Origin of the sequence: Nonomuraea sp. NPDC046570 (assembly GCF_040645915.1) — a bacterium.
Lineage (GTDB): Bacteria > Actinomycetota > Actinomycetes > Streptosporangiales > Streptosporangiaceae > Nonomuraea.
In genome coordinates this window covers 294,424-317,543 of sequence record NZ_JBEYZF010000002.1, presented here as the reverse complement: position 1 = coordinate 317,543, position 23,120 = coordinate 294,424, and the positions used below count along the sequence as shown (strand labels likewise).

The window sequence follows — 23,120 nt, the reverse complement described above, 5'->3', positions numbered from 1 at the left end:
AACAGACCGGATATTCCGGGTTTGCCACGCGTTTGGGAGCCCTTTGGATGACCGCCCCGATCCCTGCGACCCCCGTCCTCGACGCTATCGAGGTCACCACCACGCCCGAGGCGGTCGGACGATCACCCGGCCAGCTCATGTGGCTGAGATTCAAGCGGGACAGGACCGGTGTCGCCGCCGCGCTGATCGTCATCTTCTTCCTTCTGGTCGCGATCCTGGCCCCGGTCATTTCCCTGGTTTACGGGAAGGACCCTTATACGCTTTACGGTCAGGATAATCCTGGTCTGCTCAATGATTTCGGCTATCCGATCCTGCCGAACGGCGGGGTGAGCTCGGAGTACTGGTTCGGCATCGAACCCGGCCTCGGCCGCGACGTGTTCATGCAGCTCGTCTACGGCATCAGGACCTCGCTGCTGATCGCGGTCGCCGCGACGATCATCACCGTGACGATCGGCATCGTGGTCGGGATCGTCTCCGGGTACGCGGGCGGGAAGATCGACTACTTCGTCGGCCGGGCCATCGACACGGTCCTGTCCATCCCCGCCGTGCTGTTCACCATCGCCTTCATGCCGGTCGTGGAGAACCTCTTCGTCAGCCCCGACCAGGAGACGCCGATCTGGCTGCGCGCGGTCACGCTGATCGTGGTGCTGTCCGCGTTCCTCTGGGCCGGGCTGGCCAGGCTGCTGCGCGGGCAGGTGCTGTCGCTGCGCGAACGCGAGTTCGTCGAGGCCGCGCGGGTCACCGGCGCCTCCCCCGCGCGGATCGTGTTCAAGGAACTGCTGCCCAACCTGTGGACGCCGATCCTCATCCAGTCGACCCTCATGCTTCCGGCCCTCGTCACGGCCGAGGCCGCGCTCTCCTTCCTGGGCGTCGGCATGATCGAGCCCGTTCCCGACTGGGGGCGGATGTTCCTCCGCGGCACCGAGGTCTACCAGGACGACATCACCTACCTGGTCTTCCCGGGCGTCGCGCTGCTGATCTTCGTGATCGCCTTCAACCTGCTCGGCGACTCGATCCGGGACGCCTTCGACCCCAAGATCAAGCGATAGGAGAAAGATGACACTCCGCAAACGGTCGGCGGTCGCCGTACTGGCCGCCGGTGTCCTTGCGCTGAGCACCGCGTGCGCGGCCGGGAACCAAGGGGCGCCCACGACGCCCAAGGCCGGGGGGACGTCGGCCGCGCCCGCGGCGGTGGAGTACACGCCGCCGAAGCTCTCGCTCGGCACGGCCGAGGACTCCAAGGGCCCGGCCATCGAGCCCGAAGGCGTCGTCAAGGGCGGCACCGTCACGATGATGGACGTCGACGACTTCCCGCACCTCGACCCCGCCCAGTGCTACGTCAACACCGAGACCAACTTCGGCCTGCTCATCCACCGCGGGCTGACCGGGTACAAGCGCGTCGCCAAGGGCGACTACAAGCTGGTCGGCGACCTCGCCACCGACACGGGCACGCCCTCCGACGGCGGCAAGACCTGGACCTTCACCCTCAAGGACGGCGTGAAGTGGCAGGACGGCTCGGCGATCACCTCCGAGGACGTCAAGTGGACCGTTGAGCGGACCTTCGCGCCGTTCATCACCCAGGGCCCGACCTACATCCAGCAGTGGCTGACCGAGGTCGACCACAAGAAGGCCTACGGCGGGCCGTACGACGGCAAGCGCCTGGACACCATCGAGACGCCCGACCCCAAGACGGTCGTCTTCAAGTTCAAGACGCCGCACGCCGACGCCAACTACGCCTTCGCCATGGGCGGCTACGCGATCGTGCCCAAGGCCAAGGACACCAAGGAGAAGTACGACAAGGAGCCCTTCTCCGCCGGGCCGTACGTCATCAAGACCCGCGTCGTGGACAAGGCCATGGAGCTGGCCCGCAACCCCAACTGGGACGCGGCGACCGACCCGATCCGCGGCGCCTACCCCGACGTGTGGAAGCTGGAGTTCGGCCAGCAGGCCCTGCAGATCACCGACCGCCTGATGGCGGACGCGGGACCCGACCAGCAGGCGTTCACCTTCTACGCGGCGACCCCGCCCGAGCGGCTGCAGCAGGTGCTGGGTGACGCCGCGCTGGCCCCCCGCCGCATGGTCAGCCCGTCGCCGTACGGCAACTACTACTACTTCAACCTCGACCGGGTGAAGGACGTCAAGATCCGCCAGGCCATCAACCACGCCTGGCCGAGCAAGCAGATCCAGCAGGTCCTGGGCGGCCCGATGGCCGCGGCGCTGCCGACCACGATCCTCAACGAGAACACCACGGTCGGCTACCAGTCCTACGACCTGTTCAACAAGGTCACCAAGCCCGACGGTGACATCGAGAAGGCCAAGGAACTGCTGGCCCAGTCGAGCAACCCGACGCCGACCATCGTCTACGCCTACAACCAGACCCCGACCCAGGAACGCGTCACCGTCGCGATCAAGAACGCCCTGGAGAAGGCCGGCATCAAGGTCGTCACCAAGCCCATGGAGCGCAAGACCTACTACGACTCCATCGGCGTGGTGAAGAACGAGTTCGACCTGTACTGGGGCGGCTGGGGCGCCGACTGGCCGTCCGGCTCCACCGTGATGCCCGTCATCTTCGGCCCGGTCACCGACGGCTCGCCGAACTACTCGCACCTGAAGGACCCGGCTCTGACGGCGGAGATGGACAAGATCACCGCCATGCCCGACCTCGACGCGGCGAACAAGGCGTGGATGGACCTGGACAAGAAGATCCAGGAGACCATCACCCCGCTGGTCGTCGCCGAGAACCGCATCGCCACGACCCTGCACGGCTCCAAGGTGGGCGGCGCCGAGATCGACCCGCAGTTCTGGATCGTCTCGCCCAACACCATCTTCGTGAAGCAGTAGCGCCATCGCCCCGGGCGTCCGCCGGACGCCCGGGGCATCACTCAGGAGACTCCGTGCTTCGATTCCTGACCCGCCGCACGCTGGGCGCCGCCGTGACGCTCCTGATCATCGCGGCCATCACGTTCTTCATGTTCTTCGCTGTGCCCAGCGATCCCGCCCGGCTGGCCTGCGGCAAGGTCTGCCCGCCGGAGATGCTGGAACTGGCCCGGCACAACCTCGGCCTGGACGTGCCGCTGTTCGTCCAGTTCGTCGAGTGGATCGCGGGCATCTTCGTCGGCCGCGACTACGAGGGTCTCGGCCACTGCGCCGCGCCCTGCCTCGGCTACTCCTTCGTCAACCGGGCCCCGGTCTTCGAGACGATCATCGACCGCCTGCCCGTCACCGTCTCGCTGACCATCGGCTCCGCGCTGTTCTTCCTCACCTTCGGCGTGGCCACCGGCATCGTCGCCGCCCTGCGCCAGGGCAGGCCACTCGACAAGATCGCCAGCGTGTCCTCGCTGATCGGCGCCTCGGTGCAGATCTACTTCATCGGCACCCTCGCCCTGTACTTCCTCGTCTACCAGGGGCAGATCCTCTCCCAGCCCAAGTACGTGCCCTTCACCGAGGACCCGCTCGGCTGGGCGCAGGGCCTGCTGCTGCCGTGGATCGTGCTGGCGATCATCTTCACCGCCAACTACACCAGGATGACCCGCTCGACGATGGTGGAGAACCTCGCCGAGGACTACGTGCGTACGGCCAGGGCCAAGGGCATGCCCGCCCGCACCGTGGTCATGCGCTTCGCGTTACGCGGCACCCTGACCCCGATCATCACCATCTTCGGCGTCGACCTCGGCACCCTCATCGGCGGGGCGATCATCACCGAGACCACCTTCGGCCTGCAGGGGCTCGGCCGCCTGTCCATCCGCGCCGTGGTGAACTCCGACCTGCCCACGCTGATGGCCACCGTCCTGGTCGCGGCGGCCGCGATCGTGGTGATGAACGTGATCATCGACGCCATGTACGCCGTCATCGACCCCCGGGTGAGGCTGAACTAGTGTCCACATCGTTCCTCTCGGTCACCGACCTCACCGTCGACTTCCACACCGAGGACGGCGTCGTCCACGCGGTGGACAAGCTGTCGTTCGAGGTGGAGAAGGGCACCACGCTCGGCATCGTGGGCGAGTCCGGGTCCGGCAAGTCGGTGACGAACCTGGCCGTGCTCGGCCTGCACAACCCGGAGACCGCCAAGATCTCCGGCCGGATCGACTTCGACGGCACGGACCTGCTGGGCGCGCCGCGTTCGGCGATGGAGAAGCTGCGCGGCAACCGGATCGCGATGATCTTCCAGGATCCGCTGACCTCGCTCTCGCCGTACCACACGGTCGGGGTGCAGATCTCCGAGGTCTACCGGCGGCACACCGGCGCGAGCAAGGCCGCCGCCAGGGACCGCGCCATCGAGATGCTCGGCCGCGTGGGCATCCCGCAGCCGAAGACCCGGGTGGACGAGTACCCGCACCAGTTCTCCGGCGGCATGCGGCAGCGCGCGATGATCGCCATGGCGCTGGTCTGCGACCCGGGCCTGCTCATCGCCGACGAGCCCACCACCGCGCTGGACGTGACCGTCCAGGCGCAGATCCTCGACCTGCTGCGCGACCTGCAGGACCAGTTCGGCACCGCGATCATCCTGATCACCCACGACCTGGGCGTGGTGGCGCACAACGCGCACAACGTGCTGGTGATGTACGCGGGGCGGGCGGTCGAGCGCGGCACCGTGCGCGAGGTGCTGCGCTCACCCCGCCACCCGTACACCTGGGGGCTGCTCGGCTCCATGCCGAGCCTGCGCCGCCCGGTGGACGTCCCGCTCGAACCCGTCCGCGGCACCCCGCCCAGCATGATCAACGTTCCGTCCGGCTGTCCCTTCCACCCGCGCTGCGACTACGCGGAGCTGGCCGGGCGTGAGGTGTGCGCGGGCGAGCGGCCCGAACTGTCGCCGCCGCGCGGGCACGCCGACGCCTGCTACCTCACGCCCACGCAGAAGACGGAGTCGCTGGCCGCCAAGTCGCGGACCGCTAAGGAGGCACGGTGACGGAGAAGCTGCTGGAGTTGTCCGGGCTGGAGAAGTACTTCCCCATCCGCGGCGGCTTCCTGGTCAAGCGGAAGATCGGCGACGTGCACGCGGTCGACGGGATCGACCTGAGCGTGTACCCCGGCCAGACGCTCGGCCTGGTCGGCGAGTCCGGGTGCGGCAAGTCGACCACCGGGCGGCTGGCCGCGCGGCTGATCGACCCGACCGCCGGGGAGATCCGCTACCAGGGCCGGGACATCACGCACGCCGGACGGCGGGAGCTCAGGCCGATCAGGCCCGAGATCCAGATGATCTTCCAGGATCCGTACTCGTCGCTCAACCCCCGGCACACCGTCGGCTCGATCGTCCGCGGGCCGATGGACATCCACGGCCTCAACCCGGCGGGGGGACGGGACAAGCGGGTGCGCGAACTGCTGGAGATCGTCGGGCTGAACCCCGAGCACTTCAACCGGTTCCCGCACGAGTTCTCCGGCGGGCAGCGGCAGCGCATCGGCGTGGCCCGGGCGCTGGCCCTCGAACCCAAGCTGATCGTCGCCGACGAGCCGGTGTCGGCGCTGGACGTGTCCATCCAGGCGCAGGTGATCAACCTGCTGCAGCGGCTGCAGCGCGACATGGGGATCGCGTTCCTGTTCATCGCGCACGACCTGGCGGTGGTACGGCACTTCTCACAGCGGGTCGCGGTGATGTACCTGGGGAAGATCGTGGAGATCGCGGACCGCGAGTCACTGTACGAGCGGCCCCGCCACCCCTACACGCACGCGCTGCTGTCGGCGGTGCCGGAGCCGGACGACGTCACCGGGGAGACGCCCCGGGAGCGGATCCGGCTGGCCGGGGACGTACCCTCACCGATCAACCCGCCGTCCGGCTGCCGCTTCCGCACCCGCTGCTGGAAGGCCCAGGAGAAGTGCGCCCAGGAGGAACCACCCCTGCTCCAACTCTCCGGCAACCACACCGACCACCTCACCGCCTGCCACTTCCCCGAGGCCCCCACCACCCAGGGCACCGACATCGTCCTGGACCCAGCCCTCCAAAACTAACCACCACCCCCGCGCGGGGGTTCGTGGATCTTGTACGGCAAGCCCCACAACCCCCCACCGCGAGCACATGGCCGGGCTCCGTCCAGGGAAACGCTCCTCGAGAGCCCATGGCCGGGGCCCGAAACGGCGCACGTTTCACCGATGACCAGCCCTCGGCGCCGAAGGTGACCCCACGACCAGTCACAGGGTCTCCCTCACCCCCTTGGGGCGATGATCTCGATCGCGCGCTTTATGAGCGCGGCGTGCGCCGGAGGGCGCTGCGTGACGAGGGGCACCATGGCCGATCCAGGGCAAACGCGATACAGACCGCAAGGCGAGGCGTTTCCGACCGCGCCCGCACTTCTGCTACATGGTGAGCCCCCGCATCCCGTCCACACCGAGGGGACCAACGACCACATCAGGGACATCCCCCGCGTGGCGTCCGGCCTCCTCAGCGTCAACGCCGACACCGCCGCGTACGGTCGAGACCTGCACAAACGATCAACCAGCGGCTTGACGGCGACCAAGCCTCAAGACCCGTGAAGCCAGAAAGGGACTGATTCGGTGAAACGGCTCGCTCAGAAGACGCTCACGCTCGCGGCGGTTGTCACGGCAGCGGCAGGGACGGTCGTCCTGCCCGCGGCCGGCGCGCATGCCGACCGGCAACTGCCGTGCTACAAGGTCGCCGCCGTGTGCATGTGGACCGAACCGTCCGGCGGAGGCGAACAAAGGCTGCTCTTCCGAGAGGGAGCCATCATCAGGCCGGCGGTGCGGAGCGCACAGAACCAGACCTTCGAAACCTGGTGCTTCTACGAGCAGCCGTTCTACGCCGGCTACCGCCGCCGGGAAATCCAGTCCCACGAAACCGTCTATGACTTCGGCTTCACGGCGTACTCCGCCAGACCGGGCAACTGCTACTGACACCGGAACCCCCGCCGACCCCAGACCGGTTCAACGAACACGGCGGGCCATCGACCACGGTGGCCCGCCACACGCGCCCCCGATTACCGGGTTACCGGGCAGGGTTACCGAGCTACCGGGCTACAGCAGTGTCACCGTGCGTGTCCCGCCAGCAGTTCCGCCCACGTCTCGCGCGCATACTTCACCCCCCACCGTGGGCTCTCCCGCACGGACACCGCCCTCATCTCACCCGCGACCACAGTGGTCGTCTTGCGAATGAACGCCCGCCCGCCGCTGAGACACAGTTCGTACACCGGCTGCCTGCACGGGCACGTCCCCTGCCACACCCGTATCGGAACATTGCCTTCGTACGGAGAGACCCACTCCAGCCGCACCGCCCGCCGCCTCGGCCGAGGCACATGCAGCCCACCGGCACACCCTTCACCCGACGCATCCATCGTCACCCGCAGCACCACCCACCCCTTTCCGCAGCGCAGCACCACCCCACCCCCCTTCCCTGCGGGCAGGAGCCAGACGACCCGGCCGATCCCTGTGAGGTGGAGCCAGTACACCCGGCCGCGTACTGCCGGGTTCGGGCTTCATTCCGCGTGGGCAGGCTGCCTTTCGGAGATCGGCATCAGCGCCCACACCGCCCGCCGGTCGCCGGCGACCACCCGCACCCCCCACTCGGCCGACAGCTCGTCGACCAGCCACAACCCCCGCCCCGACAACTCCGAAGAATCAGGCTCGCGCGGAGCGGGGACGCTCACCGCCCCGTCGTCGACCACCTCGATGCGCACCATGTCCCCGCCGGACTCGACGATCAGCATCGTGATCTTGCCGCCCGGCCCACCCGACCTGGTATGCCGCACCGCGTTCCCCACCAGCTCACTCACCACGATGAGCGCCTCGTCCACACACCCGCACCCCGCCGCCTCCAACACCAGAGCCCCCCAGTGGCGAGCCACCCCCACGGCCCGCGCCGTCCCGGGCAACGTCACTAATCCCGGCACCCCCGCCATCACCGCGCCGCCCCCCGCACCCGATCAGCCACGTCGTCCGCCAGCGCACACACCGATCCTCCGGCCCCCGTCCATGCCGCTACCGCCGCTCCTCCCCCGTCATCGCCTCACCCGGTCCCCCTCCGCAGCCTCACCCCGTCCCTCGAACCCCTCTTTCCGCGAGGGTTTCTCTATACGAAAGACATTTCGCACCATCTAGTTCAATGGGCTACGGGATTCAGCTCGGCCTCTGTATTCGCTCACCCTCCGGCCACCGACATGGGAGACTGGTGCCTATGATGCATAGATATAGAGAGCAAACGCAAGGACTGCATCCGCCTTTCTTCGTGCGCGATCCGCTAGCGTGGCCCGCATGCCCCAGCGTCCACCCCCCACCGTCCGACTTCGACGGCTCGCCTCCGAACTACGCAAACTCCGAAACAATGTAAATCTGACACGCGACGACGTCGCAGAAGTAACCGGCATCAACAGTGCGACTCTGTACCGAATCGAGTCCGCCAAGACGAAACCCCAGGCCCGCACACTGCGCTCCCTGATGGACGTCTACCAAGCAACCGACTCAAAACGCGCAGAACTGCTCGCGATCCTCAAAGACGCCGGTGAACGCGAGTGGCTCCAGAGCGGCTCCGGCATTCCGGATCAGTACGCCACATACATCCAGTTCGAGAGTGAAGCCAAGCGCCTGCTCAACTACCAGGGCTTGTTCGTGCCCGGCCTGCTGCAGACCGAGGACTACGCGCGAGCGGTCATCAGGGGCACCGCGCCCACGGCGTCCCGCGATGAGATCGAAAGCCGCGTGGCCGCACGCGTGGAGCGTCAAGCCAGGCTGGCCGACGCGCAATCACTACAGCTGTGGGCAATCGTCGACGAAGCCGCCCTGCGGAGAATGGTCGGCGGCACGCAAACAATGCACGCCCAGCTTGAAAGACTGCTAGAAGTAGTCGAGGAACCGAACATCACCTTCCAAGCGATCCCCTTCAGCGCAGGTTCGCATCCGGGCATGCCTGGAGGATTCGTTGTGATGCAGTTCACGGAAGGGGCGCCGGATTTGATCTACATAGAGCATGTCACAGCCGACCTCTTCCTGGAAAACGAGACCGATTCAAGCAGGTGCATCCTGCTTTTCGACCACCTGCGAGCCGTTGCCGCGAGTCCAACCGAAACACAAGCACTTGTGGCCGACATTCTCGCTAAAAAGTGAAAAGGAGTGCAGGTATGGCTAACCCCGAGCTGTCCCACGCAGAATGGCGTACGAGCAGTCGCAGCGGTGGAAACGGTGAGTGCGTGTCAGTCGCCTTCGTCCGCGACGACGTGGCCGTCCGCGACTCGAAGAACCCCGACGGTCCCGTGCTCGTCTTCACGCACGCCGAGTGGTCCGCCTTCCTAGGCGGCGTCCACGACGGCGAGTTTGAGCTTCCCGTGCCCGCGCACGCGGCACAGCACTGACGAGTCCCACCGAGGCTCCAGGCTGACGCAGATCACCAACCGGTCACCTGGGGCCACAGCGCCCGGTCGCCCGCCCGGCGACCAGGCGCTTCCAGCAGGACAGCGTGCGGGGAACGGTCAGCGGGATGCCAGTGCGCGGAGGCGGTCGATCGCGGAGGCCGGGTCGTCGGCGCCGTACACCGCGCTGCCCGCGACGAAGACGTCCGCGCCCGCCTCGGCGCAGCGTTCGATGGTGTCGGAGGCCACGCCGCCGTCCACCTGGAGCCACACCTGCCCGCCGTGCCGTTCGATGAGCGCCCGAGCCCGCCGGACCTTCGGCAGCACCATGTCGAGGAAGGGCTGCCCGCCGAATCCGGGGTCCACGGTCATCAGCAGCAGCATGTCGATCTCGCCCAGCAGGTCCTCGTAGGGCTCCACCGGTGTCGCCGGGTTGAGCGCGAATCCGGCACGCGCCCCGAGCGAGCGGATCTGCCGCAGGGTGCGGACCGGCGACTTGGCGGCCTCGGCGTGGATGGTGACGCTGCCCGCGCCGACCTCGGCGTACCCGGGCGCCCACCGGTCCGGGTTCTCGATCATGAGGTGGCAGTCGATGGGCGTCGAGGTGGCTTTGAGCAGCGCTTCGACGATGGGCAGTCCAAGCGTCAGGTTGGGCACGAAGTGGTTGTCCATGACGTCCACGTGCAGCCAGTCGGCGTTGGGCACCGCGGCGGCCTCGTCGGCGAGACGGGCGAAGTCGGCGGAGAGGATGCTGGGTGAGATCTGTACGGCCATGATGCCGCCGAGTCTATTGCGCTCTCACGCCCACTCCACAAGCCGGCCTGGATCCTCAGAGGTTCTCCGCCATGTACCGAGCTCAGCGTCGCGCGCAAATCCAACCGATCAGGGGCGGTAGCCGGCCAGCAGTGTGGTCAGGTCGCGGCGCATCGCCTCGGCCAGCGAGGTGCTCCTGGTCATCGCCCAGGTGATCTGCGTCCCGTTGCGGATCGAGTTGATCGCGGCGACCAGCGCGGCCACGTCCCCGACCACCAGTTGCCCAGCCGCCACGGCACCGGCGACGCAGGCGGTCAGCTCGGCCCTGATCGTCTCGTCGAAGACCGCCAGCAGCTCCCTGAACTCCTCGTCGGCCAGCTCCAGATGCAGGAAGCCCAGGTGGTTGGCAAACTCCTCGGGCGCCGTCTCCGGACCCACACTGTCCACGACGGCCCTGATCAGGCCCTCCAGGGGGTCGGGCGCGCTGTCGTAGACCTCGCGGAGCCGCCCGCCCTGGTGCGCCTGCCGCATGAAGGCGAGCAGCAGGCCGCGCTTGGTGCCGTACCGCTGCACGAGCATGCCCGGGGAGACGCCGGCCTCCCCGGCCACGTCGGCGAGCGTCAGCCTGGCCGCGCCCACCCGGCCGATGGCCGCCGCGAGCGCGGCCATGACGCGCTCGTCGGTGATGGTCCGCGGACGTCCCATGGCCGCGCCCGTCAGTCCTGGGCGGTCTTGCGCAGCAGGGCCAGGAACATCGCGTCGGTGCCGTGGCGGTGCGGCCAGAACTGCGCGTGCGGGCCGTCGCCCAGCCCGCCCGCCTCGGGCAGGTAGGCGCGGGCGTCGAGCTGCTCGACGTCGTCCCGGCGCCGGAGCACGTCGGACACCACGACGGTGGTCTCGGCCAGGTGCGGTGAGCAGGTGACGTAGGCGACGACGCCGCCGGGCCGTACCGCGTCCAGGGCGGTGCCGAGCAGGGCGCGCTGGAGCCTGCTCAGCTCGGCGACGCTCGCCGACTCGCGCCGCCAGCGGGCCTCGGGGCGGCGGCGCAGCGCGCCCAGCCCCGTGCACGGCGCGTCGAGCATCACCCGGTCGAAGGCGCCCGGCCGCCACGCGGGCTCGGTGCCGTCGGCGGTGACCACCGCGGCCTGGCGGGTGGTCTGCCAGACCAGCCGCGCCCGGTGGTACTGCACGTCGGCGGCCAGCAGGTGCGCCCCGCCGGGGAAGGCGTCGAACGGCCTCGGCAGCCGCGACTCCAGCCCCGCCTGGTCGCCGTGAGTGGCGATGGCGTCCAGCAGCCCCGCCTTACCGCCGGGGCCCGCGCACAGGTCGAGCCAGCGCTCGTCCTCGCGGCCGTCGAGCGGCACCCTGGTCAGGGCGAGCGCCACGAGCTGGCTGGCCTCGTCCTGCACCGCGGCGCGGGTCTCGGCCACGGCGAGCACCCGGCCGGGGTCGCCTTCGGGCAGGTAGGCGCCGTACGGGGAGTAGCGGGCCGGTTCGGCGCCCGCGTCCTCCAGCTCCTCCAGCGTGCTACGGCCCGGCCTGGCGACCAGGCTTACCAGCGGCCTGGCGTTGTCGGCGGCGAGCAGGTCGGCGATCTCCCCCGCGTCCGGTCCGAGCGCGTCGCGCAGCGCGCTGACGATCCACCGCGGGTGGCTGTACGCCAGGGCCAGGTGGCCGGTGAGGTCGTCGTCGGCACGCGGCGCGACGATCTCGATCCACTGCTCGGCGGTCCTTGCGGCGATCTTCCTGAGGACGGCGTTGACGAACTTCGACGCGCCGACGCCGATGCGCAGCCGTACCAGGTCGACGGTGGTGCCGACCGCGGCGTGCGGTGGGATGCGCATGCTGAGGAGCTGGTGGGCGCCCAGGCGGAGCGCGTCCAGCACGTCCGGGTCCGGGGCGCGGTCGCCGCACATCTCGATGATCGCGTCGTAGGTGCCGAGGCCGCGCAGCGTGCCGTAGGCCAGCTCGGTGGCCAGCGCGGCGTCCCTGCCGGACAGCCCGCGATCGCGCAGCAGGCGCGGCATCAGCAGGTTGGCGTAGGCGTCCCGCTCGTCCACGGCGCGCAGCAGGTCGAACGCGGCGTTGCGCGCCTCGTCCCGCACCGGCTTCGGCGGACGCCCGCCACGCCCGCGCCCGCCCTGACCGGAACCGGACCCGCCGTGCCCACCCTGACCGGAACCCGGCCCGCCGCGCCCGCCCTGGCCGAAACCTGAGCCGCCGCGCCCCGCGCGTCCTGAGCCGGTCCCGCTCTGCGAGCGGTGTCCGCCCGCGCGGGATCCCCTGGCCCCCTCCGAGGCGCCCATCAGGCGAGCCGGTCCTCGGCCGTGAGCCGGACGCCCCTGGCCCACTCGCCCGCGCTCATCAGGCGCTTGCCCTGGGGCTGCACCTCGCCGAGCTCGACCGGGTGGGTGGCGGTGCCGACCAGCACGGAGTTCTTCGTGGCCGCGATCTCGCCGGGCGCGAGCGGGGCGGCGGACGGCGCGAGCCGTACCGGGCCCAGTTTGACGCGCTGGCCGCGGAACTCGGTCCACGGGCCGGGGCTGGGGGTGCAGGCGCGGGCCAGGCGGTCGACCCGCATCGCGGGGGCCGACCAGTCGACCCGCGCGTCCTCCACGTTGATCTTGGGTGCGAAGCTCACGCCGTCGGCGGGCTGCGGGCGGGCCTCCAGGGTGCCGTCCTCGACGCCGTCGAGCGTGGCGGCCAGCAGCCCGGCGCCCGACACCGACAGGCGCTCCAGCAGCGAGCCGCTGGTGTCGTCCGGCTTGATCGGCTCGGTGACCACGCCGAAGACGGGCCCGGCGTCGAGCTCCTTGACGATCTGGAAGGTGGCCGCGCCGGTGATCTCGTCGCCGTGCAGGACGGAGTGCTGCACGGGCGCCGCGCCGCGCCAGGCGGGCAGCAGCGAGAAGTGCAGGTTGATCCAGCCGAAGCGGGGTACGTCGAGCGCCGGCTGCGGCAGCAGGTTGCCGTAGGCGACCACGGGGCAGCAGTCGGGCGCGAGTTCGCGCAGCCGTTCCAGGAAGTCCGGGTCGCCCGCCTTCGCCGGCCGCAGCACCTCGATGCCCGACTCGTCGGCGAGCTGCGCGACGGGGCTGGGGTGGACCTTGTGCCCCCGGCCCGACTTGGCGTCGGGGCGGGTGACGACGGCGACGACCTCGTGGCGCGGCGAGTCGATGAGGGTGCGCAGCGCGGGCAGCGCGGTGTCGGGTGTGCCGGCGAAGACCAGGCGCATCTCTACAGGGCCTTCCCGCCGGTGGCGTGCGGGGAGAACCGGACCGTGGGCGCGGGCTCGCCGAACCATTCGGCCTCGCGGATCGCCTTCATCGCGAGCTTGCGCATCTTGGCGTCCATCCGGTCGATGAACAGGATGCCGTCGAGGTGGTCGGTCTCGTGCTGGAAGCAGCGGGCCATCAGGTCGGTGCCCTCCAGCACGACGGGCTCGCCGTGCATGTTGACGCCCTTGGCCACCGCGCGGATGGCGCGCGGGGTCGGGAAGCTCAGGCCGGGGAAGGACAGGCAGCCCTCCTCGCCCTCCTCGTCCAGGTCCGCGGACAGGTCGAGGTCGGGGTTGATGAGATGCCCGAGCTGGTCGTCGACGTAGTAGGTGAACACGCGCAGGCCGACCCCGATCTGGGGCGCGGCCAGGCCGGCGCCCGGCGCGTCCATCATCGTGTCGGTCAGGTCCTTGACCAGTTTGCGCAACTCCTTGTCGAAGTCGACGACCGGCGCAGCCGGGGTGCGCAGCACCGGGTCACCGAACAGCCGGATCGCCTGGATGGACAAGGGGCCACTCCTTCAAGTCGATGGGGATCACCCCAGTTTACGGGCCTCGAACGACCGCGCCTTCATCGCCGCCTTGCGCGCCGCCTTGGCCACCGACTCCTCGGCGTGGTGGGCGGCCAGCAGGTCGAGGACCGCGATCGCGTCGGGGTGCTCGACGGCGGACATCCCGCCGACGAGCCTGACCAGGTCGTCACCGGCCTCCAGCACGTCGAAGGAGCCCATCGCCTCGGCGGCGTCGGCGAAGTAGAGCAGCGCGGCCAGCGAGTCGATGGTGATCCAGGCGTGGTCGTCCGGGGTCAGCGTCGGCGCGGGCAGGTCGCGGATGTGCAGCCAGGAGGCGGCGTAGCGCCACATCAGCGGCTCGTCGAGGGCCCTGCGGACGGGTGCCTCGGCCTCGGGCCCGAGCTCCTCCAGGATCGTGCCGACGGCGCCGCGCTGACCGGCCGTGCCCCTGGCGGCCACCCGGACCAGCTCCTCGGCGGCGGCCTCCGGGGAGCGGCGCTCCAGCCAGTAGGCGACCACGCTCGGCGTGGCCTGGCCGGTGACGATGGCCTCCACCAGGGCGGCCGCGTCCAGGTCGGCGAACACCTCGACCTCGGCGGCGGTCGGCGCGTCGTGCCCCTCGCGCAGCAGGTCCCGGCGCACCGCCCAGACGCCCAGCGGAGTCAGCCTGACCCGCCCGGGGGCGCTCTGCTCGACCAGGCCCGCGTACTCCAGCAGGGACAGCGCGGCCGGCAGGTCCGCGGTCAGCGTGGCGGCCAGCGCCGCCAGCTCGGCGGGGACGGGCGAGCAGGCCACCTCGTGCGACTGCAGGATGCCCTTGACCAGGGTGGCGGAGGCCACGCCGGTGCGTACGGAGTAGACCGTGGCGAGGGTCTCGGCCAGGTGCTCGTCGATGACGGCCGAACCGGTCAGCCCCTCGTCGGCACGGTCGAGCACATCCATCACCACGCCGTCCCACAGCTCCAGCGTCGCCTCGACGGGCAGGTGGAGCGGCAGCGGGCCGCGCGAGGCCCGGCCGCCGAGGATGCGCAGCATCCCGGAGTTGACCGCGACCACCCACACCAGGCGCAGCCGCGAGGCGGGCACGCCCAGCTCGGCGCACGCGACCTCGGCGTCGGCCGCGGGCAGCAGCCCGTGCGCGGTGACGGCGCGCTCGCCGGTCCACGCGGTCAGCCGCAGCGCGTCGGCCACCAGCGCGACCCCCGGCACCGCGCGGGCCAGGTCGGCGTCGGCGGCCAGCGCGACCGGCGGGAAGGTCAGCGCCTCTGACTCGGCGGTCTCCGCCGCTGGGCGCGGGGAGACGGTGCCCATCTCATCGATCAGCTTGCGCAGCTCGGCGAGGTCGAAGACGTTGTTTGCCACCCACGAAACTTACTGCACACCAGTCACAGAGATGTACGGCTGCGCCCTACCCGATGGCTCGGGAACGCGCCTTGAAGGCCGCCTTGCGGGCCGCCTTCGCCACCGTACCGTCGGGCAGTGACCGGCCGAGCAGCTCCAGCACGCCGACCACGTCGGGATGGTCCACCCGCCACATCTCCTCGATCAGGTAGCCGGGCGGGCCCGAGGCCGCGATGTTCTCGGCGAAGGCCTCCGGATCGTCCTCGGCGGCCGGCATCGCCAGCGCGAGCATGTCCACGCTCACCCACAGCAGCTCCTCCTGGGTGAGCTGCGGCGCGGCCAGCCCGCGCGCGGTCAGCCAGTGGATGGCGTGCGGGCGCAGCTCCTGGTCCTCCAGGCAGGCGCGGAGCGCGGGCTCGGCCGCGGCGTCGAGCCGGTCGACGATGGTGATCGCGATGCCGCGGGCCACGGCGGGCGCGCCCGCGGCGGCGCCGAGCAGCTCACCGGCCGCCTGGTCGGGAAGCCTGCGCTCCAGCCAGCGCTGGATGTCCTCCTCGGCCAGCTCGGTCGGCACCCCCGACAGCAGGCCCTCGATGAGCCCCATCGCGTCGGCGTCGGCCAGGTCGGCCGCCTCCGGCGCGGGCAGGCCGAGGCCGGTGTAGAGCTCGCGCAGCCCCCACACGGCGATCGGGGTCAGCGTCACCGCCTCGCCGGTACGCCGCAGCATGCCGCAGTGCGCCAGCCGGTCGAGGGCGGCGTCGACGTCCACCCCGCCCTCCTCGGCGATCTCCTCCAGGTAGTCGCCGACCACGCCGAGCGGGACCGGCACCTGCAGCCGGTAGAACATGTCGAACAGGTCGTAGAGCTCGTCGTCGACCTCGGCCGATCCGGTGACCAGGCCGCCGGTGTCCTTCTCCACGAGGAACCGCACCGTGCCCGCCCACAGGCCGAGCAGGTCGCCCTCGTCCCGGCCGGCCAGCGGCCCGAAGCCGTCGCCGGCCGCCATGGAGGCGCCCCGGACCTTGACGGCGCCCGTGTGGCGGCCGAGCTGCCACAGCAGCGCCGCCGGGCGCACCGGGGCGACCTTGGCGTCCTTGACCCTGATCCGCCCCTTGGTCGTCGGGGTGGTGTCGCGTTCCAGCATCCAGCCGACCAGCTCGTGCAGCTCCTCCAGCAGCGGTACGGTCCTGACCTCGGCGGCCAGCGTGGCGGGCGGCGCCAGCCGTACCGGTGGGAGGGGCAGGCAGCCGGGGCAGTCGCAGGGCGCGTCGTCCAGGTGGGCGATCTGGGAGGTGGCGATCGGGATCGACTGCTCCAGCGAGTCGGGGCCGATCGCGCTGAACAGGCTCTTGGCCATGCCGAAGTTGGCCGTGTCGGCCAGCGCCTCGGGCATCTTGGGCGCGATCTCGTCGAGTTTGGCGCGCATCCTGGCGGCGTTCTTGCCGGCGATCTCCTCGGTGCCGACCAGGAAGTCGACGAGGGTGCGCGCGGCGGCCACCGTCTCGGGCGCGCTCTCCGGCGGCGCGATGACCTTGCGGGGGTAGATGGAAAGCAGGAGCTCCTCAAAGGTCGCAGGGGTGAACTCGCCCAGCTCGTTCACATTCAGATAGTCGCTGGCGTAGTCGCAGAGCAGCCTGATCTCGTCGGCGTCTACGTCGACTCCGTGCGCACGCCCCCAAGCGCGCAGATCGTCGATGGCTCGGTTCACCCATTCGATCGACACAGGGAGACGCTAACGGGTAACGTGCAGCCTCGCGAATCGGGGAAACGGGCTATATCAGGTCGAGAGGGTCAACACTTACCCTCACGATATCCAGCGCCTTACGCGCCGCACGAACCCCGCTGACCCCTTTGAGCGCTGTGGCCAGGGCAGTACCCGCAGATCGGGGCACCCGTACCAGTGCGCGCTCCTGCTCGCTCTCCCCGCGTGGCGTCTCCACCGGAACCGGTCCGAGAACCTGAGCCTGCGGCGGCAGCCGCAGCTCCGCCAGCGTCTCGCGGACCGCGGCGGGCGGGCCGGTCAGCGTCGCCATCCGCACCGCGGGCGGGAAGCCGAGCTCGGCCCGGTCGGCCAGCTCGCGTTCGGCGTGGGTGACCGGATCCCAGCGCAGCAGCGCCTGTACGGCGGGCACGGCGGCGTCGCCCAGCACCACCAGTTCGGCGGCCGGGCGCAGCAGGGCGGCGGCGTTCATCCACCGCCGCACCGCCTCCTCGGCGGCCCGCAGGTCGGCCCGGCCCAGCAGCGCCCAGCCGTCGAGCAGCACGGCGGCGGCGTACCCGCCTTCGGCGACGGGCTCGGCGCCCGGGGTGGCGACGACGAGCGCCCGCCCCGGCCCGACGGTCGCGAGCACCCCGTCCCGGCCGGACGTCTTCACCGGCACCGACGGGAACGCCCGGCCCAGCTCCTCGGCGGTACGCCTGGCCCCCACGACCACGGCCCTGACCCTGCCGCCCCCGCACGACGTACACCGCCACCCGGTGGCCACCCGCCCGCACCAGCGGCAGTAGGGCGCCGCGTGGCCACCCCGCAGCGCCAGCGGCCCATGGCAGACGAGCTCCCCGCCGGGACCTTCGGACCGCACGCCCGCCACGACGTCCATGAGCGCGATCGCCGCCTCCGGCCCGGATGTGCTCTTTTCCGCGGTGTCATCCCCTGAGGGCGGGTTCTCGGGGGCCGGGAGGGCGATCGAGCGGGTGGGCGGGTGGGCGCAGCGGGCGGGGGCGCGGCAGTTCTGGCAGGCGAGGGCCGGGAGGTAGCCCCTGCGGGGGACCTGGACGAGCACGGGCCCGCGGTCCAGACCCTCGCGCAGGGCCCGCCAGGCGATGCTGGGCAGCCGCGCGGCCCTGGCGGCCTGGTCCTTGGCCAGCTCGCTGTCCTCGCCCGCCGGACGCACTCTGGGCGCCGCCGCCCTGACCGTCTCGCGGGCGGCCACGATCGGCCGGGCCCAGCGGGAGGCGATGAGCTGGGTGGCCTCCGCCGTACGGGCGTAGCCGCCGATCAGCATGCCCGCCCCGGCCCGGTGCGCCCGCAGCGCGAGCACCTCACGAGCGTGCGGGTACGGCGCCAGCCGCTCGGCGTGCAGGTCGTCCCCGTCGTCCCAGATGACCACCAGCCCGAGATCCGGCACAGGCGCGAACGCCGCCGCCCTGGTCCCGACCACCGCCCGCACCTGCCCCCTGAGCAGGCACAGCCACCGCCGGTACCGTTTGGCGGGCCCGAGGTCGGCGGTCAGCGCCACATGCCTCCCGGCCCCCAGCACCTCCTCCAGCACCTGGTCGGCCAGTGCGACGTCCTTCCCGTCCGGCACCACGACGACCACGCCCCGGCCACCGTCGAGCGTCGCCCGCACGGCCTCGGCCACGGCCCGCGCCCATCCCCGCCCGCCGGGCAACGCCGTCCACACGGCCCTCGGCGCCCTCCCGTGCCGGAGCGCGTCAAGGAAGGAGGGCCCCATCGGATAGTCGGCCCACTCCCCGGAGTCCATGCGGTCGGGCTCGGCCTCCTCGGCAGCGCCGGTCTGCTCGGCCTCCCCGGAGACGTCAGCGGTCCCGGCGTCCTCGGGCACGGCGGGGACCTCGGCGTCCTCTGCGGCGGCGGGGGTCTCCGCTTCGGCTCGGGCGTGGCGGGGTGGGACGGCGAGGCGGAGGACGTCGGCCAGGGTGCCCGCGTAGCGGTCGGCCACGGCTCGGGCCAGGCCAGCGATCTCCGGCGTCAGGACGGGCTCGGGAGAGACGACGCGTTCCAGCGGGGTGAGCTTGCCCGTGTGCTCGCTGACCGCCACCCTCTCCAGCAGGAACCCGTCGACGAGCTTGCCCGCGAACCGCACCCGCACCCGCACCCCCGGCGCCGCGGCCCGATCCATGCCCTCCGGCACCAGGTAGTCGAAGGGCCGGTCGAGGTGCGGCAGCGGGTTGTCGACCGCCACCCTGGCGACGGGCAGCTCGGCCGCCGCGACGGGAGCGCCCTTGGTGTTCTTCTCCGACTGCCTCGGTTGTACGGCGTCAAGCGGCAGGAGGGCGTCGTCGGAGTCGGTCACGGACTACGTCTACCAGACACCGCCACCCGGATCGTCCCACCGCCCGGACGGCCCATGCTCGGACGCCCGGGCCGGGCGCGGGTCCGCGACGACCGTGCGGTGGGCGCGGACCCGCGACCGCCGGAGTGGGCGCGGGGCGGAGTGCCGGGCTCGTGGCATCCCGGCGGCCTCACGCGTGCGCGACCCCGGCGGATCGCCAGCGGGCGGCGACGGTCCGGCGGACAGGCCAGGCGGCCTTAGGACCCCTCCCGTCGACCACCTGAGCGCAGGGCTGCCCGTCCGAGACGTTCGTCACCCGCTGGCATGACAACCATCCGTGTGACCTTGAAGTCACGCATCGGGAGAAGTGCCTATCCCTGCACCGAAGCCGGAATTGAATCCGAGCCCAAAGACGACGCCACCCACGCGGCCACGTGGGTGCGCGAGGCGAGATGCCCCTTGGCGAGAATGTTGCGGACGTGCGCGTCGACCGTCCGCTTGGAGATCACCAGCCGCCTGGCGATCTCCAGGTTCGTCAGCCCCTCGGTGATGAGCACGGCGACCTGCAGCTCCCTGGCGCTCAGCACCGGCCGCCCGGGGTCGCGTACCCGGCGGGGGCGGGGCGCGGGGCCCGGCCTGCGGGTGCCGTACCGCGCGGTGAGGCGCCTACGGGCCCCGTCGTCCAGGTGCTCCACCCCCACCTCCCGGTAGACGCGCAGCATGCGGTACCGAGGCCCTTCGGGGGTCGGCTCGCGCGAGACGACGGAACCGTCGACCAGATCGGCGAGTACGGCGAGCACCCGGGCCTCCGGCAGCCCGGCCTCCGCCCCGATCGACTCGGCCATCTCCGGCTCGAACGGCCCGCGCACCACCGACAGCGCCGCCCACAGAACACGCTGCTCGGCCCCGCACAGCTCGTGGCTCCATCCGACGAGCGCCCGCAGATCGCGATGCCGGGCCAGGACGCTGGTGGTCGCCCCGGCGGACAGGGCGCCGCGGTCGCGGATCCGGTCGCGCAGCTCGCCCACCGACAGCGTGCGCAGGCAGGCGGCGGCCAGTTCGACGGCCAGCGGCAGCGCGTCGACGCTGCGGCAGACGGCCGCCGCGGCGCGCCGTACCTCGGGCGTGAGCTTGAAGCCGGGGTCGGCGGCGACGGCCCGGTCGGCGAACAGCGCCAGCGCGTCGGCGTCGGGCAGCGGGCGCAGGTCGAGGATGCGCTGGCCGCCGGTGCTCGGCGGCCGGCGGCCGGTGACCAGCACCCGGGCCTCGGCGCTGTGCCGCAGCATCGCCTCGGCGAGCCGGGAGACGGCCGGGGTCAGGTGCTCGCAGGTGTCGAGCAGCACCAGCGCGCGCCGGTCGCGCAGCACGGCGGCGACGTCGTCGGCCGTCCGCCGCCCGGGTACGCCGAGGACCTGGGCGACCCGCCCGGCGAGCTCCGCCTCGTCGTGGACGGCGGACAGCTCGGCGTACCAGACGCCGTCGGGGAAGCTCCTGCGGGCGGCCTGCGCGATGCGGGTGGCGACCCTGGTCTTGCCGACACCGCCGGGCCCGGTCACGGTCAGCAGCCGCGCAGACGCCAGCCCGGCCAGCCCTTCGGCCACCTCGCCCGTCCTGCCGACGAAGCTGGTGTACTCGGCGGGGAGGTTTCCCTTGGACATCCCGTTCATCTCCGTCTCGTCACCCACGCGGCGATCTGGCTGCGGCCGGAGAAGCCGAGCTTGGCCAGGATGTTCTCGACGTGGGTGTCGACCGTCCTGCGCGCGATGACCAGGCGCTGCGCGATCAGGCGGTTGGTCAGCCCGGCGGCGACCAGTTCGGCCACGTCGGTCTCCCTGGGGGTCAGCGGCGCCCAGACGGAGGCGGCGGCCGGTTCGGGCGGCCCCGATCCGGCCGAGAGCGCGTCGGCGATCGCCTCCTCGGCCGACAGCGCCCGCCCGGCCGCGGCGGCCTTGGCGTACTGGAGGCCGAGGGCGTCGCGCAGTTGCCGGTCGTAGCGGGCGCGTTCGGCGGCGAACACCGGGGAGCCGAACAGCGGGCTCACCTCGTGCCCCCACAGCCGGTGCGCGGCGCTCAGCAGCGTGACCGCCCTGACGGGCCGCCCCCGGTCGGCGGCGAGCCAGCCGAGCACCTCGACGCAGAACGCCCGGCCGAAGGTGATCCGCAGCGTGGAGAGGGTGCGCAGCGCGGCGCGGGCCAGCTCCTCGGCCTCGGCGTGCTCGCCGCGCAGCCGCCGCACCAGGGCCAGCGCCAGGGCCGCCCACGCGCCGGTCGCGCCGTCGCCCTCGGCCCGGCAGAGGGCGCGGGCCCGCGCGAGCACGTCGCCCGCCTCGCCGGTACGGCCGGCGAGCAGCAGCGTGAGGCCGAGTTCGACGGTGGCGTTGCGCAGCACGATCCCGCCGCCGGCCTTCAGCCCTTCGACGCTCGCCCTGAGGTGGCGTTCGGCGGCCTCCAGGTCGCCTTCGGCGAAGCTGAGCGTGCCGAGCATCTTGGCGGTGTGCAGGCCGGCGAGCACGCCGAGCCTGGCCGCGGGCTCCTCGGCGGCGGCCAGGGCCCGGCGGGCCGCGGGCAGGTCGCCCTGGCCGACGGCGATGTGGGCGAGCTGCAGAAGCGCTCCCATGCGTACCCGGTCGGGGCCGTCGGTGACGGCGAGCAGGCGTTCGAGGTACCGCCTGCCGTACTGGGCCCGGCCGCCGAAGACCCAGACGTGGCCGAGCAGCAGTCCCATCTCCAGGCCGGTGGCGAGGGCCTCGGGGTCGGCGGCGTAGGACTCCAGGGCGGCGCGCAGGTTGGGCCAGTCGGCTCTGGCGCGGGCGAGCGCCTCCACCCGGTCCTGGTCGGTGCGTTCGGTGCCGAGGCGCCTGGCCAGGGCGAGGTAGTGCTCCCGGTGGCGTTCGCGCAGCCGTACGGCCTCGCCCCCGGCCGCGGCGAACTCGCGGATGGCGTCCGGCATCCGGTACACGGTGTGCCGCGCGTCCCCGTCCCTGATCACGATGGACTTCTCGATCAGCCCGGCCAGCGCCGGGTAGACGGCGCCGTCGGGCAGTTCGTCGTCGGAGCAGACGGTTTCGGCGGCGGCCAGGTCGAAGGTGCCCGCGAAGACCGTCAGGCGCGCCCACAGCAGGCGCTCCCCGGGCGTGCACAGGTCGTGGCTCCAGGCGATCGCCGCCTGCATGGTGGCGTGCCTGCCCTCGCCGCCGGACGCCTGGCCGAGCCGCCCGTGCTCGTGGACCAGCCGCAGCAGCCGTTCGACGGGCATGGCGCGGGCGCGTACCGCGGCCAGTTCCAGCGCCAGCGGGATCCCGTCCAGCCGCCGGCACAGCTCGCCCACCGTCTCGGCGTTCGCCGCGGTCAGGTCGAAGGCCGGGTCGACGGCCGCCACCCGGTCCAGGAAGAGCGCCACGGACTCGGTGTGCGCGAGGTCGGCGACCGGCAGGCCCGGTTCGGGCACGGCCATCGGCGCGACGATGACCGTGTGCTCGCCGGGCGCGCGCAGGGCGTGCCTGCTGGTGATCAGGATGTGCAGCCCGGGGGCGGCGGGCAGCAGCTCCTGCACCAGCCGGGAGCAGGCCTCGGCCAGGTGCTCGCAGGTGTCGAGCACGAGCAGCAGCCGGCGGTCGGCCAGATGCTTGACGAGGTCGTCCACGCCGAGCGGCGACGGGCCTCCGGCCACCTCCAGCGCGTGGCCGATCACCTGCTCCAGCGCGGCGGGGTCGGAGTGTCCGGACAGCTCGACGAAGGCCACGCCGTCGCCGAAGGCCCTGCGCATGAGCTGGGCCGCCCGCAGCGCGACCCGCGTCTTGCCCACGCCGGCGATGCCGGTGATGGTGACCAGGCGGCTGCGCTGCAGCACCCGCCGTACGTCGGCGACCTCCTTGCGGCGGCCGACGAAGTTCGTCAGCGCCGTGGGCAGTGCGGCGCCGCCGGACATCGCTCC

At 71.7% G+C, this 23,120-nt stretch carries 19 protein-coding genes; 8 read left to right on the top strand and 11 right to left on the bottom strand.

Annotation, left to right across the window (positions count from 1 at the left end; translation table 11 throughout):
* Positions 1-47: 47 nt before the first annotated feature.
* The 6 genes from ABZ911_RS05110 to ABZ911_RS05085 all read left to right on the top strand — a co-directional run bounded on the left by ABZ911_RS05110 (position 48) and on the right by ABZ911_RS05085 (position 6,843).
* Positions 48-1,049 (top strand): ABC transporter permease, encoded by a 1,002-nt coding sequence (locus ABZ911_RS05110; protein WP_358052030.1) that lies wholly within the window; start codon positions 48-50, stop codon positions 1,047-1,049.
* 7 nt (positions 1,050-1,056) lie between these two features.
* Positions 1,057-2,841 (top strand): ABC transporter substrate-binding protein, encoded by a 1,785-nt coding sequence (locus ABZ911_RS05105; protein ID WP_358052028.1) that lies wholly within the window; start codon positions 1,057-1,059, stop codon positions 2,839-2,841.
* A 53-nt stretch (positions 2,842-2,894) separates the two neighbouring features.
* A complete protein-coding gene (locus tag ABZ911_RS05100; RefSeq protein ID WP_358052026.1) occupies positions 2,895-3,875 on the top strand; it encodes an ABC transporter permease in 981 nt (326 codons plus the stop codon).
* Complete coding sequence (locus ABZ911_RS05095) at positions 3,875-4,906, top strand: ABC transporter ATP-binding protein (protein WP_358052024.1); 1,032 nt, start codon at positions 3,875-3,877, stop codon at positions 4,904-4,906. Before ABZ911_RS05100 ends, ABZ911_RS05095 begins: the two co-directional genes overlap by 1 nt.
* Positions 4,903-5,943, top strand: a complete 1,041-nt coding sequence (locus ABZ911_RS05090) for an oligopeptide/dipeptide ABC transporter ATP-binding protein (protein ID WP_358052022.1) — start codon at positions 4,903-4,905, stop codon at positions 5,941-5,943. The genes ABZ911_RS05095 and ABZ911_RS05090 overlap by 4 nt, the downstream gene beginning before the upstream one ends.
* Positions 5,944-6,486: 543 nt before the next feature.
* Positions 6,487-6,843: a hypothetical protein gene (locus ABZ911_RS05085; RefSeq protein ID WP_358052020.1), complete on the top strand. Its 357-nt coding sequence runs from the start codon at positions 6,487-6,489 to the stop codon at positions 6,841-6,843.
* A 578-nt stretch (positions 6,844-7,421) separates the two neighbouring features.
* Here the strand turns inward: ABZ911_RS05085 and ABZ911_RS05080 are convergent.
* A complete protein-coding gene (locus tag ABZ911_RS05080; protein ID WP_358052018.1) occupies positions 7,422-7,844 on the bottom strand; it encodes an ATP-binding protein in 423 nt (140 codons plus the stop codon).
* Between the two features lie 352 nt (positions 7,845-8,196).
* Between ABZ911_RS05080 and ABZ911_RS05075 the strand changes: the two genes are divergently transcribed.
* The gene (locus ABZ911_RS05075) at positions 8,197-9,045 is read left to right on the top strand and encodes a helix-turn-helix transcriptional regulator (protein ID WP_358052016.1); all 849 of its coding nucleotides are present in this window, start codon (positions 8,197-8,199) and stop codon (positions 9,043-9,045) included.
* 14 nt (positions 9,046-9,059) lie between these two features.
* The gene (locus ABZ911_RS05070; RefSeq protein WP_358052014.1) at positions 9,060-9,290 is read left to right on the top strand and encodes a DUF397 domain-containing protein; all 231 of its coding nucleotides are present in this window, start codon (positions 9,060-9,062) and stop codon (positions 9,288-9,290) included.
* A 117-nt stretch (positions 9,291-9,407) separates the two neighbouring features.
* Here ABZ911_RS05070 and rpe read toward each other — a convergent pair whose 3' ends face one another.
* The 10 genes from rpe to ABZ911_RS05020 all read right to left on the bottom strand — a co-directional run bounded on the left by rpe (position 9,408) and on the right by ABZ911_RS05020 (position 23,114).
* On the bottom strand, positions 9,408-10,061 hold the full coding sequence (gene rpe / locus ABZ911_RS05065; RefSeq protein ID WP_358052012.1) for a ribulose-phosphate 3-epimerase: 654 nt from the start codon (positions 10,059-10,061) through the stop codon (positions 9,408-9,410).
* A 108-nt stretch (positions 10,062-10,169) separates the two neighbouring features.
* Positions 10,170-10,745 carry a TetR family transcriptional regulator gene (locus ABZ911_RS05060; RefSeq protein ID WP_358052010.1) on the bottom strand — a complete coding sequence of 192 codons (576 nt, stop codon included), beginning with the start codon at positions 10,743-10,745 and terminating at the stop codon, positions 10,170-10,172.
* 11 nt (positions 10,746-10,756) lie between these two features.
* Positions 10,757-12,346 carry a transcription antitermination factor NusB gene (locus tag ABZ911_RS05055; protein WP_358052008.1) on the bottom strand — a complete coding sequence of 530 codons (1,590 nt, stop codon included), beginning with the start codon at positions 12,344-12,346 and terminating at the stop codon, positions 10,757-10,759.
* The gene (gene fmt, locus ABZ911_RS05050; RefSeq protein WP_358052006.1) at positions 12,346-13,275 is read right to left on the bottom strand and encodes a methionyl-tRNA formyltransferase; all 930 of its coding nucleotides are present in this window, start codon (positions 13,273-13,275) and stop codon (positions 12,346-12,348) included. Before fmt ends, ABZ911_RS05055 begins: the two co-directional genes overlap by 1 nt.
* A gap of 2 nt (positions 13,276-13,277) precedes the next feature.
* Positions 13,278-13,826 carry a peptide deformylase gene (gene def / locus ABZ911_RS05045; RefSeq protein ID WP_358052004.1) on the bottom strand — a complete coding sequence of 183 codons (549 nt, stop codon included), beginning with the start codon at positions 13,824-13,826 and terminating at the stop codon, positions 13,278-13,280.
* A gap of 27 nt (positions 13,827-13,853) precedes the next feature.
* Positions 13,854-15,191 carry a hypothetical protein gene (locus ABZ911_RS05040; protein WP_358052002.1) on the bottom strand — a complete coding sequence of 446 codons (1,338 nt, stop codon included), beginning with the start codon at positions 15,189-15,191 and terminating at the stop codon, positions 13,854-13,856.
* 46 nt (positions 15,192-15,237) lie between these two features.
* Complete coding sequence (locus tag ABZ911_RS05035; protein WP_358052001.1) at positions 15,238-16,893, bottom strand: hypothetical protein; 1,656 nt, start codon at positions 16,891-16,893, stop codon at positions 15,238-15,240.
* Positions 16,894-16,942: 49 nt separating this feature from the next.
* Complete coding sequence (locus tag ABZ911_RS05030; RefSeq protein ID WP_358051999.1) at positions 16,943-19,207, bottom strand: primosomal protein N'; 2,265 nt, start codon at positions 19,205-19,207, stop codon at positions 16,943-16,945.
* 350 nt (positions 19,208-19,557) lie between these two features.
* Positions 19,558-20,871, bottom strand: a complete 1,314-nt coding sequence (locus ABZ911_RS05025; RefSeq protein WP_358051998.1) for a LuxR C-terminal-related transcriptional regulator — start codon at positions 20,869-20,871, stop codon at positions 19,558-19,560.
* Complete coding sequence (locus ABZ911_RS05020; RefSeq protein WP_358051996.1) at positions 20,850-23,114, bottom strand: LuxR C-terminal-related transcriptional regulator; 2,265 nt, start codon at positions 23,112-23,114, stop codon at positions 20,850-20,852. The genes ABZ911_RS05025 and ABZ911_RS05020 overlap by 22 nt, the downstream gene beginning before the upstream one ends.
* Between the last annotated feature and the right edge of the window lie 6 nt (positions 23,115-23,120).

What these genes read in the sequence shown, in the direction of transcription:
- ABZ911_RS05105 (WP_358052028.1), top strand. Translation starts at nt 1,057, where the DNA reads ATGACACTCCGCAAACGGTCGGCGGTCGCCGTACTGGCCGCCGGTGTC.
- rpe (WP_358052012.1), bottom strand. Translation starts at nt 10,061, where the DNA reads ATGGCCGTACAGATCTCACCCAGCATCCTCTCCGCCGACTTCGCCCGT.
- ABZ911_RS05110 (WP_358052030.1), top strand. Translation starts at nt 48, where the DNA reads ATGACCGCCCCGATCCCTGCGACCCCCGTCCTCGACGCTATCGAGGTC.
- ABZ911_RS05055 (WP_358052008.1), bottom strand. Translation starts at nt 12,346, where the DNA reads ATGGGCGCCTCGGAGGGGGCCAGGGGATCCCGCGCGGGCGGACACCGC.
- ABZ911_RS05060 (WP_358052010.1), bottom strand. Translation starts at nt 10,745, where the DNA reads ATGGGACGTCCGCGGACCATCACCGACGAGCGCGTCATGGCCGCGCTC.
- ABZ911_RS05070 (WP_358052014.1), top strand. Translation starts at nt 9,060, where the DNA reads ATGGCTAACCCCGAGCTGTCCCACGCAGAATGGCGTACGAGCAGTCGC.
- ABZ911_RS05075 (WP_358052016.1), top strand. Translation starts at nt 8,197, where the DNA reads ATGCCCCAGCGTCCACCCCCCACCGTCCGACTTCGACGGCTCGCCTCC.
- fmt (WP_358052006.1), bottom strand. Translation starts at nt 13,275, where the DNA reads ATGCGCCTGGTCTTCGCCGGCACACCCGACACCGCGCTGCCCGCGCTG.
- ABZ911_RS05020 (WP_358051996.1), bottom strand. Translation starts at nt 23,114, where the DNA reads ATGTCCGGCGGCGCCGCACTGCCCACGGCGCTGACGAACTTCGTCGGC.
- ABZ911_RS05080 (WP_358052018.1), bottom strand. Translation starts at nt 7,844, where the DNA reads ATGGCGGGGGTGCCGGGATTAGTGACGTTGCCCGGGACGGCGCGGGCC.